Consider the following 16,320-nt stretch of genomic DNA (forward strand, 5'->3'; position numbering starts at 1 on the left):
CTGTGAGACGCTCCCCCAGTCGTCGGCTTTGATCCACTCGACCAAGGCAAGGGCTGCCTCCCTCGTCGGATACGTGGCAACCCAGTCCCGGCGCTTGATCTGATCCGGGGTCATGCCCGGTCACCCTTGGCGGTCATCCGACCCATGCGGTAGAGATACGCAATCGGCGATCCCTCGGGGTTCTCGATCTCGTCCACCGCGAACGGGTCGAGGGTGCCCATGGCAACCAGCCGGTCAATCGTCTGGTGGTATTGCTTGACGTCGGTCGGGCTCATCGTCCGCCACTCATCCTTGCTCGGCTGGACCACGATGCCTTGCGCTATCATTCGTCTCGATTTCCTTCGCTCCTGTGCTGCTTTCAGTGACTTCGTTCTGCGCATCTTGGCGCGCTGTGAAAGGGCCGCGTCGGGTATCACCCGCTGGCCCGGTAAGTGGTCGAGCGTCAGGCGTTCCCGGCCCCCTCGTTCGGCCCTGTCGTCATGGTCAAGTTTGCGCCGCTTGCCCCGCCTGTCGGCGTCCTGGCGGACCTTGACCTCCTGCACCTTGCCTTCAACCATCGCGCTCCAATCGGCCTCGGTGAAGCTCTCGGACGTGGTCGAGGTCATGACCAAGAACAGCACTTCTCGGTCGGTCAGCGCCTTCGGGTCACAATGCGCCTGCATGATTTGGAACGCCGTGGGGCGATAGACGCAACTACCGGTCTCGCTGACCATCCCCTGCCAGCCTCGCACGGGGTCATGCTCGATGGTCGAGGCCCCGTCTGGGTGCTGGTCGAGGTATTGCGCCATGAACGCCGTGACGGCCTCATGGGTGACGTATCGGTCTATGTGGTCGTTCGGGTCCCATCTGGGCAACCGCAGCGTGACCAACGCTTTCTCATCTGGTGTCATCGTCTCCTTTCCTGCCTCGATGTGGAAAGAGCGCCCCGATGAGGAGCGCCCTGTATAAATTTCACCCCGTAGTGATTACACAGGGGCCCTCAGAACTCGTCATTGTCGACCTCGATAGCCCTTCTATCATCCTCGCCCAGATGCTCTCTAAGGAACCCATAAACTTCCGGCAGTTTCCGCCCGAAGTAGCTCGCCAGTGCCATGGCGGCGATCTCGGGATTGAGTGCCAGCTTGGTCGAGAACTTCTTGGTCAACTCATCGGCGTATCGCTCGGCAACCTGTTGCATCCACTGCTCCCGCTCATCTTCTCCGTTGTGCCCAAGGTCCTTCCCGTTGGCCGCAAGGCGAGCCCGGAACCACGACGAGAAATCTCCCGCCTGTTCGCCTAAGGTCCGCTTAGCGCGCCTCATGATGGACACCTGGCCTTCCGAGATGCCCGACGCCTTGGCAACCTCGGCCTTGCTGTGCCTGTCGATCAGTACCAGCCGCCAAGCGAAGTTCTGCCGGTCGGTGTTATCCATCGGCAGCTTGGCCTTGGAGTTGGCCTCCCCGGCTACCAGAACGGCCTCTTCAGGTGACCCTTCGAAATACCTGACGGGCACCGGAGCGGCCCACTTGGCGGCCCCGTAAGCCTCAATGCGGTGATGCCCATCGATCAGAATAGTCCTGTTCCCGACCACCATGACGGTCACAGGGTCGAGGGCTCCTACTGCCTTGATCGCCTTGATCAGGTCCGACACGTGCCGTTCGCTAATCCCGCCCCTTGGCTGGAACAACTCGGGCACCGTTTCGATGTCCTGAAGGCGTAACTCCGGTGGACCTTGGGCAGGCCCTGTGAATTGGCTCATCAATTCCTGGAGGTGATCTCCAGCGTTCATTCTTGCTCCTTCTGTTGTCGTCCCGGGACTAACCTGTCCACTTTGAAATGCACGGATAGCCAGACACGCGTCTGAACATTCGCACCTCACCAAGACCGACCACCCCGGCGACACCTTCAAGCGCCCCCGGAAGGAGCAACGAGAGTGCCTGTCGGGCCATCAACAGGATGGTCGATCTGGGAGAAGAGCGTTGGGTAGAGCTAGTGGGGGCCTTATTGCAGCGATCATCGATCCTCGCCTTCCACAGCTAGTGGTGCCCCTATAGTCAAACTGCTGTGAGAACCTTCTGGACCGCTGAAGGGGAACACCCAGCCTCCTTGGCAATCTGCCTCACTGAGCGTCCCTCAGCCTTCAGCGCCTTGATCAGGTCATGGTCGAGGGTCACCGGCCTGCCGGTCTTCCACGGCTCGCCCTTGGCCTCGGCTTGGGCCTTTGCCTTGGCAATGCCTTCCATCTGCCGCTCCTTGCGCAGCGCGGTCTCAAACTCCGCGATACTGGCGAGGATGCCGAACACCAGCTTGCCCGTCCGGGTGGTCGTGTCCAGCGAGGCGTCATCGAGCACCTTGAAGCCGACCCCCTTCTTGTCGAGGTCCCTGACGATCTGGTGGAGGTGCGCCGCCGATCTCGCCAGACGGTCCACCTTGGTCACCACGAACACGTCACCCTCGCGGACGAACTCCAGCGCCTTCTCAAGCTCGGGTCGCGTCTCGTCCAATCCCGACCGCTTCTCGCTAAAGACCTTCTCGGCTCCGGCAGCCGTCAGCTTCTCAAGCTGGGTGTCGAGGTCTTGGCCAGTGGTCGAGACGCGAGCGTAGCCGATGATCATGGTGTTCACTATCCTCTGAGGCAGTTGGTGAACGATACTTAGTAGACGATTAGTGCACATGTCAAGCGGCATGTTCACGAACGTATAGGTTTGTGGACGCCTTCCATTGCTAGTGGTGCCCCTATTGACCTTCGTCATCGGCACCGCAGGAGAGCCACTTGGGCCTCTCGTCGTGGAAACCGGAGGGGTACGGGGGGTCGGCCCGCGTGCTTGTTATCCGATCACCCGCTCAGATTTTTCTTCCAAACATTTCGGTGGGCGAGGTCGATCAGCTATCGGCAACAGCACTCGCAAACACTAAAGGTTGCTGGAGATAGTTGAGGAGCTTGGTGATGGCACTCCCTCCTGTAGAAGGGGCTTTGTTTCGCAGAAACTATGTCAGGGAACCAGTTCCGCTACCAGACAGCACAAGGGCACGTCGCCGCTTCTTCATGTTTTTCCATGATTTCCTAGATCACGACCTTCGAGAGCGGTTCGCTGCCGATGTCGTGCGAAAGCTCGGCGTCAACTACGCAATGGGCGCTTACGAAAGTCAGCATGGTCAATTTTGGACGACGGCCGAAATTCCTGACCTTCTTAGCGCAGTAACAATCGCCCTCAGGTTGAGCAAGCATCTCGGAGAGATTAATCAAGAGCGTGCCCTGGCTCGGGCGCGTCAGATCATTTCGGAAGAGGGTCTTCACTACCGGATAGATGACGCTTTCGGAGTTCACTATTTAGTGGATGAAGAATTTACGCGAACTTCCGAAGCCGCGCTCGCGGGGCTGGGGCAGCCACGGTTTGCCGCTGCAAGCCATGCCCTTGACGAGGCTCTAGGCCATTTGGACCCCGCTAACCAAAGCGGCAAGGCTCTTATCAGGGGGGTCTTTGAGGCCGTCGAAAGTGCCTTCTTGGTGGTGATCAACCAACCAACCGTCAACAGGCTGAACGCCCAGTCAATCGATGCTCACCTCAAGCCGATCTTGATGGCAAGGCATGCGAGCTATGCTGAAGCTCAAGACAAGGTTGATCGCGCCATGGAAATGTTCAAGGCTTGGGTTCACTCCGCCCACCCCTTCCGCCATGGCGCAGCGCTGGCCCAAATTCACGAAGCTCCTATCGACCTTGCCATCATGTCTGCCACGCAAGGCATGGGATTTCTTCGGTACATCGTGGCGACGCCATGATGGCCTTCCGCCATTGAGCCAGAAGGTGGGTTTGACAGTCCGCTCTCGCTGGTGGCCAGCTCAAGGGTAGCTGGTCATCCAACCAGTTCCTTAGCCCGCCAAGGCGTCTCCACGTCCCATCATCGGTCTTATCTGCGGGTATCGTGACCCCAAGGTTGACCCCCGTTTGATAGGAGGTTCCCGGCAAACATTCGCAGACCGTCAGCCTTGCACAGCTTCCGGCACATTTCGACCTTAACCCGGCCCCCGCCTAGAGACGCCTCAAGAAGGTGCAACAACCTGCCTTGAGAATGGGGGCGTCAAAAAAGCTTCCAACGGAAACCTTCCTTTCTGCCCCCTCGTAGTGAGAGCCCGGCAGACATGGTGTTTGTTGCGATCTGCGTCAAGTGCCGCATTAAGTTATGCCAACGCCTTCCGCACTGCCCTCGTCGCCGCTACAAGCCGCGCCTCAGGTCCCCCATAACGCTTCCCTTCACCACCCAGGGTGTGACCGAGAACAAGGTTCCGGTCGGCCTCCTCGACCCCGGCCAACTTGAGCTTGTCGGCCATGTTGTGTCGAAGCGAATGAACTCTTGCCAGCTTGTCGTCTGTGATCGCTCGAACGTGCTTCATGAGCGCCGCCGAAGCTGCCGTGTTGCCACCCTCAACGCCGTAGCGCGGGAACAGCATGTCGTTCTCGCCGGCCAGCTTGAGCGCCGCTTTAGTCGCGTCGAGCGCGTCACCCATAAGCGGCACCCTGCGAATTGACGCCACGGTCTTGAGCCCACGCCGATCATGAGGCTTGATGTCGAGGTAAGGCATGTCGCCATCCGCCACGACGTCAACAACCCGCAATCCGGTCACCTCTGCAAGGCGACACCCGGTGCCCTCCAACATGCGCCAGATGAGGATAAGGTCGGGTTGTCTGGATAGTCGCTCAATCCTGTCACGGATTGCCGTCGCTTCCTCGACCGTCAGTGGCCTCCCCTCCTCCTCTGCCGTGGGTCCGCCCCAGCGTCCGCCCGCAAGGATAGGCAGCCCCGTGAAATGGTTCTTGAGCCCGTGGAGGTCGGGAAACTCGGCAATGGCGTGGTTGATGATCGAACGAATGTCGTTGAGATAGCGATCCACGGTCGCGGCTGAGACCTTGCCTCTGAGATAGGTTTGCACCTTCCGGGCCTCTTCCCGCGTGATGCTTGTCACCGTGGCAACCCGGCCCAGCGCCTCAACGATGGCGTCCGCCGCCCTTTCGGCGCGCTGCTCGTCCTTCTTCCGCTCTAGTTCGCGCGGCTGCCTCAGCGCAAAGCGGTTCTGTAGGTAACGCTTCTTGGCGTCCATGATGGTCACTGGAGGGGCCTTGGGGTCTGTCGTCATCAGCACCCGCAGCAATGCCGCGTCAGCCTTCGTCACCCCTACCGGCTCGTCTGGCTCATCAACGCCGGTCGCATAGGCTCCGCCCGCTGCCCGGTAACCGGGGCGATACTTCTCAGCGATGCCGTCAGCAATCAGGTGCCGCGCCTCGTCGTCGCCCTCCTCGCTGTCGTCGTTTTCATGACGATACGGGTTGACCCCGAGGTCCCGTGCCCGATCAATCGCTTCGTTGAATAGCTCTCGCGCCGTCTGCACCGGCTGGACCTTCGGGGTCTTGGCTTTGCCGTTCACAACGTCCCACGCTTCGGCCAGCGCCTTCTCAACTTCCTTGTCGACCTTTCCGTAAGCCTTCGTGGCGGCGACAAGCGTCTTCCCCAGCGGCACGACCAACTCGCCCTTGCCGAGATGCTCCTTTAGCGCCCCAGGCACCGGGCGGCGGTATCGGTATGAGAGCGTCCCGCGCTTCTTGCCCTGTCGCTCCTGCAGATACTTCATCGTCACGTTGACCATAACCGTCCCTCTTTCGGTACCAAATGTTGTACCTCAGGGGACTTCTAAGCCCTTGATGCTGTTGAATTTCCTGGCCCGGAAAGGTCCAGTGGTGCCCCTAGCCGGGATCGAACCAGCACTCCTTGCGGAACTCGATTTTGAGTCGAGCGCGTCTACCAATTCCGCCATAGGGGCTCAGGCCGGGCAGCCTGGATGGCGCGGACTATACGGTTGGAGGCCTGTTCGTCAACTGGCCTGTTGCCGATAGCCTGCGGAGCCGCGACCAAACCGCCCCTTTCGGTTTCCTGCGGGCACTGCCATTGTGCGGCGCGGAAAATCTTTCTAGACAGGCGTCGTGTCGAAGCGCCTGGCGTCCGGAAGAAGGAACGCGGCGCGCTTCGGGTCTTGGTTTCACGCATGCACCTGTTTCATCCATGCCCCTGGTTTTCTGCCTGCTCTTATGCCGGCCACGCCGTGCATGTGGGCGCCGTGCGGTAGGCATTTACGACATTAGGAGAGCCGATGCTTCGCGGACTGTACGACTGGACCTTGTCGCTGGCGGCGCGCAAATCCGCCGAATGGTGGCTGGCCTTCATCGCCTTCGTCGAGAGTTCCGTGTTCCTGGTGCCGGCCGACGTGCTCTATCTGCCGATGGCACTGTCGCGGCCTGATCGCGCCTATCGCTATGCGCTGATCGCCACCGTCGCCTCCGTGCTGGGCGGCATCGCCGGCTGGTTCATCGGCCACTACGCCTACGACGCGCTGGCGCGGCCCATCCTCGAATTCTACGGCAAGTATGACGAGTTCGAGGCGCTGCGCGTCTCTTCGGGCATCGGCTTCATCATCTTGATGCTGATCACCTCGGGCGCCGCCCATCTGCCGCCGATCAAGGTGGTGACGATCCTTTCGGGGGTCATCGGCGTCAATCTTTTGCTGTTCATCGCGCTGGCAATCGTGGCGCGCGGCGGGCGCTTCCTGCTTCTGGCCTGGCTGCTGCGCCGCTATGGCGAGCCGATCCGCGAGTTCATCGAAAAGCGCCTCGGCCTGATCGCGGGTGCGGCGGCAGCCGCCCTGATTTTGCTCTATATCCTGGTCAAATACGCCTTCTGATTCATGTCGCCCAAACCGCGCGGCGGCGTGGCGACATGGACCACAAGACCGGGCGAGCGGCGAACACAACGGACGAAAGACCCCATGACTGCGACCATGACTGCCAACACCGGACGCCAGCGGACCATGACGGCCCTGTTCCTTGCCGTAGCCATGGCCGCCACTGTCGGCTCCGCGCTCGCCTTCCAGTACATTGGCGGCTACATCCCTTGCCATCTCTGCCTGGAACAGCGCACGCCCTACTATATCGGCGTGCCGCTGATGCTGCTGGCGCTGCTTGCATCGGCGCTGCACGCGCCGGCATGGGTGGTGCGCGGCTTGCTGGCCATCGGCGGCCTGCTGATGCTCTATGGGCTGTATCTCGGCATCTATCACGCCGGCGTGGAGTGGGCCTGGTGGCAGGGCCCGGCCGATTGCACCGCGGGCGGAGGCCCGGTCGACACCGGCGGCAAAGGCGTCCTCGACGCGCTCGACAAATTCGTGCCCCCCTCCTGCGACAAGGCCGCGCTTCGCATTCTCGGCCTGTCGCTCGCCGGCTGGAACGCCATCGCCAGCCTTGTCCTTGCGGCCGTCGCCTTCCGCAGCGCTCTTTCGCGCGACTGAGTAGCGCGAAAGCGCCGACGCGAGATCGTTCAAGAATTCGGCAGGCTGAGTCGCATGGAGTGATTGTCGAGAACCGAAGCGGAGCGGACATTGGTCCGTGAGCATCGGAAGCGCAGACAATCGCTTCAGACGGCCAGCGTCCCGAATTGTCGGACGCTCTCAGGGTTCGAGTTCGACATCCCAGTACAGATAATCCATCCAGCTTTCATGCAGATGGTTGGGCGGGAACAGACGGCCATTATTGTGCAGGTCGTGCACCGTCGGCTGGTAGGGCTTCTGCAACGGCCACATCTTGGCATGCGCCGGCATCATGCCGCCTTTCCTGAGATTGCAGGGCGAACAGGCGGCGACGACATTCTCCCACGTCGTAGCACCCCCGCGGTGGCGGGGGATGACGTGATCGAAGGTCAGATCGTCGGGCGTGCCGCAATATTGGCACTGGAAGCGGTCACGCAGGAAGACATTGAAGCGTGTGAAGGCGGGATGCCGCGACGGCTTCACATAGGCCTTCAGGCTGACGACGCTCGGCAGCTTCATCGAGAAGGTCGGCGAGGACACCGCGTGCTCGTATTCGGCGACGATGTTCACCCGTTCGAGGAACACCGCCTTGATGGCGTCCTGCCACGACCAGAGCGACAGGGGGTAATAGCTGAGCGGACGGTAATCCGCATTCAGCACCAGCGCTGGAAGCCCATCCGGAGATACGGCAACCGTCACGTCGTTGGCCTCCTTGGTTCTCTAACCTGAATGGCGCGGATACTGTAAGCCCGACATGACAGGGATGTGAAGCGGATTGTCACGCGTCCGAAGGCACAAAAAAACGAGATTTTGATGCTTTTTCGCGCTTTCAGGCCGGGGGTGCGGCATCCCTGCCCTTCAATTCGCGATAATAGGACCAGAAAAGCCGCGATGCGACACCTCTCCATGGGCTCCATGATTCGGCGAGTTGGATCAGTGTTTTCTCCTGCGGACGCGGGTCGATGCCGAGCGCATGGCCGACGGCGGTCTGGAGCGCGACATCGCGCGCCGGGAAGATGTCGGGATGGCCTGCGGCGAACAGCAGATACACCTGCGCCGTCCACGGACCGATACCGGGCACGGCCGTCATGGTCGTGATTGCCTCGCCGGCGTCAAGCGAACACAAATGATGAAGATCGAGGCCGTCCGCCACCGCCTGGGCGGCGGCGAGGAGGCCGCGTTGCTTGGGTCGCGACAGGCCCGCCTCGCGAAACATGTCCTCGCCGGCGGCAAGGATCGCCAGCGGCGTCAACGGGTCGACCAATTTCGTCAGCCGGCCGAAGATCGCATCGGCGCTGGCGCGCGACACCTGCTGCGAGACGATAATCGAGGCAAGGCTCGAGAATCCTGGTTGGGACAGCCGTAGCGGCACCTCGCCCGCCATGCCGCGGATCTTTTCCAGCCTTGGGTCGATCGCGCAAAGCGCGTCGAGTCCCCGGGCGATGTCGTCCAATGTGGCGATACGTTGCATGCTTTCTTGTTCCTGAACCGGCCGCACGGTAGCAATTGGCAAAACCGCCGCACAACCCGATTGCCGCTCAAGAGATGACACTCCTGACATTCCGTTTCGCGCCAAGTCCCAATGGCGAACTGCATCTCGGCCATGCCTTTTCGGCGCTGCTCAACCAGAAACTGGCGCGAGCGGTCGGCGGCCGCCTGCTGCTGCGCATCGAGGATATCGATACCACGCGCTGCTCGCCGGAATTCGAGGCGGGCATCTTTGCCGACCTGAAATGGCTCGGACTTGCCTGGGAACAGCCTGTACGACGGCAATCCGAGCACTTCGCCTGTTATGAGACGGTGCTTGGCCGGCTGATCCGGGAGGACCTCGTCTATCCCGCCTTCATGAGCAGAAGCGAGATCCGGGCTTTCATCACCGACAGCGAAAAGCGCGACTGGCCGCGCGATCCCGACGGCGTGCCGGTCTATCCCGCCGTCGACAAGGCGCTGCCGGCGAAGGAACGCCGGCGCCGCATTGCCGAAGGCGCTCCCTTCGCCTGGCGGCTGGATGTCGATGCGGCGATGGCACGCGTCGGCAAGGATTTGTCATGGAACGAATTTTCAGACGAAACGCTTTCCGCGACGCGCGTCGTCGAGGCCCGCCCGCGCGATTGGGGCGACGTGATCGTGGCGCGCCGCGAAATCCCGACCAGCTATCATCTCGCCGTCGTCGTCGACGATGCGCTGCAGGGCGTCAGCCATGTCGTGCGCGGCCAGGATCTTTATTCCGCCACCGGGGTACAGCGGCTGCTTCAGGAACTGCTTGGCCTGCCGCAGCCAGCCTATTTCCATCACCGGCTGATCCTGGGACCCGACGGGCGCAAGCTGTCGAAAAGCCTGAAGGACACCGGCCTTGCCGTCTTGCGCGAAGCGGGCGTGTCGGCTCACGATGTCAGGCGGATGGTCGGTCTCTGACGCAGGCGAAGGCCGAAGAGACAGCTTGCAGAAAAGGCGGCCGGTTGAATTCCGGTGATGCATGGATCAATCGTTTCGTTTTGCGCGCCGGCTTGAACCGGACTAGAGCTTCGCCACGGCTCAATTCTCATCAAGCGCGGTCCCCGGAAAATGCACAGCGTCAAGCGGCTCATCCCCGCCACTTTCGTCGTCCTGTGGGCGACCGGCTTCATCGGCGCCCGCTATGCCATGCCGTGGGCCGAACCGTTTACGTTCCTGGCTGCGCGCTTCGTCCTGGCGGCGGCGTTGTTCGCCGGCCTGGTGGTCGTGCTTGGCTCCAAGAGAGCCTCCCGCGAAGAGGCATTGCACGCCACCGGGGCCGGCATTCTGATGCATGGCGTCTATCTCGGCGCGGTCTTCTGGGCTATCCACAGGGGCATGCCCGCCGGGCTGTCGGCGCTGATTGTCGGCCTGCAGCCGCTGATCACGGCGGTGCTCGCCGGCAAGTTTCTCGGCGAGGCGATCCTACCGCGCCATTGGGCCGGCCTCGCGGTCGGCCTGGCCGGCGTCGTCATCGTGCTCTGGCCAAAGCTCGGCGCGCTCGGCGGCGGCGTGACGTCAGCCACGTTGACAGCCTCGCTCGTCTCGGTGCTCGGCATGAGCGCCGGCACGATATGGCAGAAGCGTTTTGCTTCCGGCGGCGACCTCGTCGCCGCGACCATGTGGCAATATGTCGGCGGCGCTTCGGTGATGATCGTGGCTTCACTGGCCTTCGAGACCCACACGGTCGTCATCAACGGCGAATTGATCTTCGCCATGGCCTGGCTGGTGCTGGTGCTGTCGATCGGCGCCATCTTCCTTCTGATGGTGATGATCCGCGACGGCGAGATGTCGAAGGTCGCTTCGCTGTTCTATCTGGTGCCGGCGGTGACGGCCGTCATCGCCTGGGCCTTGTTCGACGAGCAGCTCAACGCGCTTCAGATTGCCGGCATGGCGATCACGACCTTCGGTGTCGGTCTGGCAACGGCGCGGCAGACCAAGGGAAGAATTGTAGAAATGAGGAATTGAGGAATTGAGGAATTGAGGAATTGAGGAAAATGGTGCCATCTGGCGCTGGGGGCTTCTTCTTCAATTCTCCAATTCTCCAATTCTCCAGTTCTTCAATTCAGCCGGTCATCCCACCCGCGCGCGTGCCTCGAGATAGCGGCTGATTGCTGCGTTGAGTTCGCCGCCGAGAATGAAGATCGCGGACACGATGTAGAGAAAGACCACCGCGATCATGATCGAGGCAAGCCCGGCATAGGTCGTCACATAGGACGAGAAATGGTCGAGATAGGTGGCGAAAATGGTCGAGCCTATCAGCCATGCGGCGAGCGTGAAGACGATGCCGGGGATCAGCGAGACGAAACGGCGCTTGCCGGCCGGCAGCCAGTAATGCACTGAAAACAGACCGCCGACGATGACGGTCGAGGCGATGACGTAGCGCCACAGCGTGATGGTGCCCGTATAGGGTTTTATCCACTCGAAATGCGCCTCGGCCAGCCGCGCCAGCAATGGCGCGAAGACCAGGAGCACGCTGATCGCCAGGAAGCCTGCCGTGGCGATCAGCACGAAGAAGATGCTCTGCACGCGGCGATAGATGATGCCGCGCGTCTCGGTGACGCGATAGGCCCGGTTGAGCGAGGTGCGCAGCGCCTCGATGCCGTTCGAGGCGAAATAGGCGGCCAGCAGCACGCCGTAGGTGAGCAGATCCGATCGTCGCACGGTGAGCACGTTCAGCACCTCTCGCGCGATCGGTTTGGCGATTTGTTCCGGCCAGGTGTCGAAGACCAGGTGCACGGCCGTGTCGGCGAAGGCTTGCGCGCCGAGGAAGCTCGCCAGCGTGGTGGCGAAGATCAGGAACGGAAACAGCGCCATCAGCGAGGTGATTGCCAGATGGCTGGCCATCGCCCAGCCGTCATCGGTGTTGAAATGACCGATCGCGTCGTAGAGCACGCGGCGCAGGGCGACGATATTCCGCAACAAGAACCGCGCTCCCCTTCGATTGTCTCGACGCCGCGAATATGGGAAGGGAATGCGGCAAATGGCAACCCTTGGTCATAAGACGAATCCGTCGGCACGCGCGTTGCGCGTCATCATCGTCACCGGCGCGTCGTCCGGCATAGGCGCTTATTGCGCGCGGGCGCTCAAGGCGGAAGGCTGGCGGGTGTTCGCCACGGCGCGCAAGCCCGAAGACATCGCGGCCCTGGAAAAGGAGGGCATCGAGGCGTTCTATCTGGACTATCGCGAACCTGCCTCCATCGAGGCGGCTGCGGCTTCAGTGCTGGAGCGGACCGGCGGCAGGATCGATGCTCTGTTCAACAATGGCGCCTATGCGCAAGCGGGCGCGGTCGAGGATCTGCCGGTGGCCGCCTTGCGCGAGCAGTTCGAGGCCAATTTCTTCGGCTGGCACGACCTGACCCGCCGGCTCGTGCCGGTGATGCGCCGCCAGGGCGGTGGCCGGATCGTTCATTGCTCGTCGATCCTTGGCCTGGTGCCGGTACGTTTTCGCGGCGCCTATTCGGCATCCAAACACGCTTTGGAGGCGCTGATGCTCTGTCAGCGCCAGGAATTGGCCGGCAGCGGCGTGCATGTCTCGCTGATCGAGCCGGGGCCGGTGAAATCGAAGATCGCCAGCAATGGCCTCGCCTGGTTTCTCAGGAATATCGACCATGAGAATTCCGTGCATCGCGCGGACTATGAGGAGCAGTTGGAACGGATGCGCACCGGCGGCAGCCAATCGGCGCTGAAGCCGGGGCCGGAAGTGGTCCACAAAGCGCTTCGCCATGCACTTCTGTCGCGGCGCCCGCGCCCGCACTATGTGGTAACAGTGCCGGCCAAGGTCGGCGCCACGCTCAAACGCATCCTTCCGGCATCGATGCTTCACCGCCTGCTCGCCAAACGCGCCTGAACAAGAAAAGGACTGGAAACGCAAAATGGCATCCGTCTTCAACATCCTTGCCATCCTGGTCATGGTCGCCGTGGTGATCGTGCTGGTCCGGGGCCTGATCAACATGATGCGCGGCGGTTCCGGCATGACCTCCAACAAGCTGATGCAGACGCGCGTCGTGCTGCAGGCCGTGGCGCTGGCGCTGATCCTGCTGGCCGTGTATTTCACGCGCAAATGAGGACACCGGCCGTTCGGGAGGCGACGTGGTCAAGCTCAACAAGATCTACACCCGCACCGGCGACAACGGCACCACCGGGCTCGGCACGGGTGAGCGGCGGCTGAAATCCGATCTCAGGGTGGACGCCTACGGCACTGTCGACGAAGCCAATGCCTGCATTGGCATGGCTCGTGTTCACACCGCCCCAGGCCACCCCGCGATTGACACCATGCTTGCCCGCATCCAGAACGATCTCTTCGACCTCGGCGCCGATCTGGCCGTGCCCGACGACGGCAAGCCGCTCGGCTACGAGCCGCTGCGCATCATTGCCGCGCAGACCGAGCGCGTCGAACACGACATCGATCTCCTCAACAACGACCTCCAGCCGCTCAAATCCTTCGTGCTGAACGGCGGCGCGCCGGCCGCCGCTGCGCTCCATCTCGCCCGAACGGTGGCGCGGCGGGCCGAGCGGCTGATGGTGGCGCTCGCACAGCATCCTGGTGAGCACGTCAACCGCGACGGGCTGAAATACATCAACCGCGTCTCCGATTTCCTGTTCGTCGCCGCCAGGGCGGTCAATGACAATGGAAATGCCGACGTGTTATGGGTTCCTGGCAAGAACCGCTGAACTATGCCAAGGCGGGAGAGGCCAGGCACCTATGTTCATCCCGCTCTACGACACCAACAGGCTGCGGCACATCAGGCTGCAATATGTGACGATCGCCCTGATCCTGGCCAACGCGCTGGTCTATTGCGCCACCGCGCTCGGGGGCGAGAATTTCACCAATGCCGCCGTGCTCGGCCTCGGCTTCATCCCCTCCGTGGTGCATGACACGGCAGAGCTCGACCCGCGCTTTATCGTCATTCCCGAAAGCCTGAGCTATCTCACCTACTCATTCCTGCATGCCGACATTTTCCATCTTGGCGGCAACATGCTGTTCCTGTGGGTGTTCGGCGACAATGTCGAGGACGCGCTCGGCCATGTCCGCTATCTCATCTTCTACCTCCTGTGCGCCATCGCCGGAGCCGCCTTCCAGGGCCTCATCGCGTGGGACTCGCAGGTGCCGCTGATCGGCGCCTCCGGCGCCATCGCCGGCGTGGTCGTCGCCTACCTGATCCTCTATCCCAGGGTGAAGGTCTGGGTGCTGGCCTTTGCCCGCATTCCGCTGCGCATCCCGGCCTTCATCCCGCTCCTCCTGTGGGTGCTGTTCCAGATCGTCATGTTCGCCGCCGGTGGCGAGGACCAGATTTCCTGGGCCTGCCACATAGGCGGCATCATCGCCGGCGCCGTGCTGGTGCTCGTGCTGCGCAGCCGCGGCGTGCCGCTTTTTGCGGGCGCGGACGAAGAGGCCGCACCCGCCGACCAGCCCGCCATCGCCGTAGATCCGGCCGTAAACGAGCCGATTGCCGCGCAGCCCGTGCCACGCTGGGGTCGGGGAAGTGCCCCCGGCCCCGACTGAACCGATTGAGTGAATTGCCCGACGCCGTGGCATATTGACGTGCGGGTTCGCCGCAACTACGGAAGCATTTCCGCCCGCCTTTGGCGGTTGAAGAGCAGAATTTCCATCCGGAATGTCGGCTTTCGACAACTCTGACAGGGTTCACGCTGGTATAGCGCGTCCCAACTATCTCAAGAGAGGTGACAGGAAAATGAAGATCCTTGTGCCCGTGAAGCGGGTTGTGGATGCGAATGTGAAGGTTCGCGTCAAGGCTGACGGTTCGGCGGTGGAATTGGCCAACGTCAAGATGGCGATGAACCCATTCGACGAGATCGCGGTGGAAGAGGCGATCCGGCTCAAGGAAGCCGGCAAGGCCGAAGAGATCATCGTCGTGTCGATCGGCCCGCAGCAGGCGCAGGAGACGCTTCGCACCGCGCTCGCAATGGGCGCCGACCGCGCCATCCTGGTCAAGACCGATGAGCAGACAGAGCCACTGGGCGTCGCCAAGGTGCTGAAGGGCGTGGTCGAGGCCGAGCAGCCCGGCCTTGTCATCCTCGGCAAGCAGGCGATCGACGATGATTCCAACCAGACCGGCCAGATGCTCGCAGCCCTTCTCGGCTGGGCGCAGGGCACGTTTGCTTCCAAGGTGGTGCTCGACGGCGACAAGGCCAGGGTGACGCGCGAGGTCGACGGCGGCTTGCAGACGGTTGAGCTGAAGATGCCGGCGATCGTCACTGCCGACCTTCGCCTCAACCAGCCGCGCTATGCATCGCTGCCCAACATCATGAAGGCCAAGAAGAAGCCGCTCGACGAGAAGAGCCCGGCCGACTACGGCGCTGACGTCAAGCCGCGGCTGAAGGTCATCAAGACCGAAGAGCCGGGCGGCCGCAAGGCGGGCGTCAAGGTCAAGAGCGTCGCCGAGCTCATCGACAAGCTGAAGAACGAAGCCGGCGTGCTCTGAGATCGGAAGGAACAGATAAATGACCATTCTCCTCATCGCCGAACACGACAACGCAACCCTTTCCGACCAGACCGCCAAGGCCCTGTCGGCCGCGCTGCAGATCGGCTTGGACGTGCATGTGCTGGTGGCCGGCAAGAACGCCAAGGGCGCAGCTGATGCCGCCGCCAAGCTGAAGGGCGTGAGCAAGGTGCTGCTGGCCGAAGCCGACGAGCTTGCCGAGCGTCTCGCCGAGCCGACCGCGGCGCTCGTCGTGTCGCTGGCCGGCTCCTATGACACCATCGTCGCGCCGGCAACCTCGTCGGGCAAGAACGTCGCGCCGCGCGTGGCCGCTTTGCTCGACGTGGCGCAGGTCTCCGAGATCATCGAAGTGGTCTCGCCGGACACCTTCAAGCGGCCGATCTATGCCGGCAACGCCATCCAGACGGTACAGTCGACCGATGCCAAGAAGGTCATTACCGTGCGCACCGCCTCCTTCCAGGCGGCGCCCGAGGGCGGTTCGGCCGCTGTCGAAACCGTCAGCGCTGCGGCCAATCCTGGCCTCTCCTCCTTCGTCGAGAACAAGCTATCGGAGACCGATCGTCCGGAACTGACCTCGGCCAAGATCATCATCTCGGGCGGCCGCGCGCTCGGCTCCTCGGAGAAGTTCCAGGAGGTCATCCTGCCGGTCGCCGACAAGCTCGGCGCTGCCGTCGGCGCATCCCGCGCCGCCGTCGATGCCGGTTATGCGCCGAATGACTGGCAGGTCGGCCAGACCGGCAAGGTCGTCGCCCCCGACCTCTACATCGCCGTCGGCATCTCCGGCGCCATCCAGCACCTCGCCGGCATGAAGGATTCGAAGGTCATCGTCGCCATCAACAAGGACGAGGAAGCGCCGATCTTCCAGGTTGCCGACTATGGCCTCGTCGGCGATCTGTTCGTTGTCCTGCCGGAGTTGCAGAAGGCGCTTTGACGCCCTGCCGCAAAGCGTATTAAATTGTGAGGGGTGGGGTAGACGAAGTCGCCCCACCCTTTTAGTTTGCACCGCACAAAAAGCAGGCCGCAAAGGCCTTT

The 16,320-nt window shown here is 62.2% G+C and carries 18 protein-coding genes and 1 tRNA gene; 11 read left to right on the top strand and 8 right to left on the bottom strand.

Translation table 11 applies throughout. From position 1 onward, the window contains the following. Positions 1-110: 110 nt before the first annotated feature. From FJ951_RS05390 to FJ951_RS05400, 3 genes are all read right to left on the bottom strand, one after another. Positions 111-890: a hypothetical protein gene (locus FJ951_RS05390; RefSeq protein ID WP_140513853.1), complete on the bottom strand. Its 780-nt coding sequence runs from the start codon at positions 888-890 to the stop codon at positions 111-113. Between the two features lie 89 nt (positions 891-979). After that, the gene (locus FJ951_RS05395; RefSeq protein WP_140513854.1) at positions 980-1,768 is read right to left on the bottom strand and encodes a ParB N-terminal domain-containing protein; all 789 of its coding nucleotides are present in this window, start codon (positions 1,766-1,768) and stop codon (positions 980-982) included. A 265-nt stretch (positions 1,769-2,033) separates the two neighbouring features. After that, positions 2,034-2,594: a recombinase family protein gene (locus FJ951_RS05400; protein ID WP_140513855.1), complete on the bottom strand. Its 561-nt coding sequence runs from the start codon at positions 2,592-2,594 to the stop codon at positions 2,034-2,036. A 332-nt stretch (positions 2,595-2,926) separates the two neighbouring features. Here FJ951_RS05400 and FJ951_RS05405 point away from each other — a divergent pair, with 332 nt between their 5' ends. Next, positions 2,927-3,760, top strand: coding sequence for a hypothetical protein (locus FJ951_RS05405; RefSeq protein WP_140513856.1), 834 nt, complete (start codon positions 2,927-2,929; stop codon positions 3,758-3,760). A gap of 399 nt (positions 3,761-4,159) precedes the next feature. On the opposite strand, the gene FJ951_RS05410 is transcribed toward FJ951_RS05405, so the two are convergent. Beyond that, the gene (locus FJ951_RS05410; protein ID WP_140513857.1) at positions 4,160-5,620 is read right to left on the bottom strand and encodes a tyrosine-type recombinase/integrase; all 1,461 of its coding nucleotides are present in this window, start codon (positions 5,618-5,620) and stop codon (positions 4,160-4,162) included. 89 nt (positions 5,621-5,709) lie between these two features. Beyond that, a tRNA-Leu gene (locus FJ951_RS05415) sits at positions 5,710-5,794 on the bottom strand. A 327-nt stretch (positions 5,795-6,121) separates the two neighbouring features. Here FJ951_RS05415 and FJ951_RS05420 point away from each other — a divergent pair. Both FJ951_RS05420 and FJ951_RS05425 read left to right on the top strand, forming a co-directional pair. Beyond that, positions 6,122-6,709 (top strand): YqaA family protein, encoded by a 588-nt coding sequence (locus tag FJ951_RS05420; RefSeq protein WP_140500881.1) that lies wholly within the window; start codon positions 6,122-6,124, stop codon positions 6,707-6,709. Positions 6,710-6,793: 84 nt separating this feature from the next. Continuing rightward, a complete protein-coding gene (locus FJ951_RS05425) occupies positions 6,794-7,312 on the top strand; it encodes a disulfide bond formation protein B (protein ID WP_140513858.1) in 519 nt (172 codons plus the stop codon). Between the two features lie 159 nt (positions 7,313-7,471). On the opposite strand, the gene FJ951_RS05430 is transcribed toward FJ951_RS05425, so the two are convergent. Both FJ951_RS05430 and FJ951_RS05435 read right to left on the bottom strand, forming a co-directional pair. Further along, a complete protein-coding gene (locus FJ951_RS05430; RefSeq protein ID WP_023677956.1) occupies positions 7,472-8,029 on the bottom strand; it encodes an HNH endonuclease in 558 nt (185 codons plus the stop codon). Positions 8,030-8,159: 130 nt separating this feature from the next. Then, positions 8,160-8,801 (bottom strand): DNA-3-methyladenine glycosylase, encoded by a 642-nt coding sequence (locus FJ951_RS05435; protein WP_140513859.1) that lies wholly within the window; start codon positions 8,799-8,801, stop codon positions 8,160-8,162. A 74-nt stretch (positions 8,802-8,875) separates the two neighbouring features. Between FJ951_RS05435 and gluQRS the strand changes: the two genes are divergently transcribed. Both gluQRS and FJ951_RS05445 read left to right on the top strand, forming a co-directional pair. Continuing rightward, the gene (gene gluQRS, locus FJ951_RS05440) at positions 8,876-9,745 is read left to right on the top strand and encodes a tRNA glutamyl-Q(34) synthetase GluQRS (RefSeq protein WP_140513860.1); all 870 of its coding nucleotides are present in this window, start codon (positions 8,876-8,878) and stop codon (positions 9,743-9,745) included. 150 nt (positions 9,746-9,895) lie between these two features. Further along, positions 9,896-10,792, top strand: coding sequence for a DMT family transporter (locus FJ951_RS05445; RefSeq protein ID WP_140513861.1), 897 nt, complete (start codon positions 9,896-9,898; stop codon positions 10,790-10,792). Positions 10,793-10,897: 105 nt separating this feature from the next. On the opposite strand, the gene FJ951_RS05450 is transcribed toward FJ951_RS05445, so the two are convergent. Continuing rightward, positions 10,898-11,749 carry a YihY/virulence factor BrkB family protein gene (locus FJ951_RS05450; protein WP_140500876.1) on the bottom strand — a complete coding sequence of 284 codons (852 nt, stop codon included), beginning with the start codon at positions 11,747-11,749 and terminating at the stop codon, positions 10,898-10,900. A gap of 58 nt (positions 11,750-11,807) precedes the next feature. Between FJ951_RS05450 and FJ951_RS05455 the strand changes: the two genes are divergently transcribed. The 6 genes from FJ951_RS05455 (at position 11,808) to FJ951_RS05480 (ending at position 16,219) form a co-directional block, all read left to right on the top strand. Beyond that, entirely contained in the window at positions 11,808-12,674 is an 867-nt protein-coding gene (locus tag FJ951_RS05455) for an SDR family oxidoreductase (RefSeq protein ID WP_140513862.1), read from the top strand. A 25-nt stretch (positions 12,675-12,699) separates the two neighbouring features. After that, positions 12,700-12,891, top strand: coding sequence for a twin transmembrane helix small protein (locus FJ951_RS05460; protein ID WP_140500874.1), 192 nt, complete (start codon positions 12,700-12,702; stop codon positions 12,889-12,891). A 25-nt stretch (positions 12,892-12,916) separates the two neighbouring features. After that, the gene (locus tag FJ951_RS05465; protein WP_140513863.1) at positions 12,917-13,498 is read left to right on the top strand and encodes a cob(I)yrinic acid a,c-diamide adenosyltransferase; all 582 of its coding nucleotides are present in this window, start codon (positions 12,917-12,919) and stop codon (positions 13,496-13,498) included. A gap of 31 nt (positions 13,499-13,529) precedes the next feature. Continuing rightward, the gene (locus FJ951_RS05470) at positions 13,530-14,330 is read left to right on the top strand and encodes a rhomboid family intramembrane serine protease (RefSeq protein WP_140513864.1); all 801 of its coding nucleotides are present in this window, start codon (positions 13,530-13,532) and stop codon (positions 14,328-14,330) included. 190 nt (positions 14,331-14,520) lie between these two features. Next, positions 14,521-15,270, top strand: coding sequence for an electron transfer flavoprotein subunit beta/FixA family protein (locus FJ951_RS05475; RefSeq protein WP_140500871.1), 750 nt, complete (start codon positions 14,521-14,523; stop codon positions 15,268-15,270). 19 nt (positions 15,271-15,289) lie between these two features. Then, positions 15,290-16,219 carry an electron transfer flavoprotein subunit alpha/FixB family protein gene (locus FJ951_RS05480; protein ID WP_140513865.1) on the top strand — a complete coding sequence of 310 codons (930 nt, stop codon included), beginning with the start codon at positions 15,290-15,292 and terminating at the stop codon, positions 16,217-16,219. Positions 16,220-16,320 lie beyond the last annotated feature (101 nt).

The sequence above is a fragment of the Mesorhizobium sp. B2-2-3 genome, assembly GCF_006442405.1.
GTDB lineage: Bacteria > Pseudomonadota > Alphaproteobacteria > Rhizobiales > Rhizobiaceae > Mesorhizobium.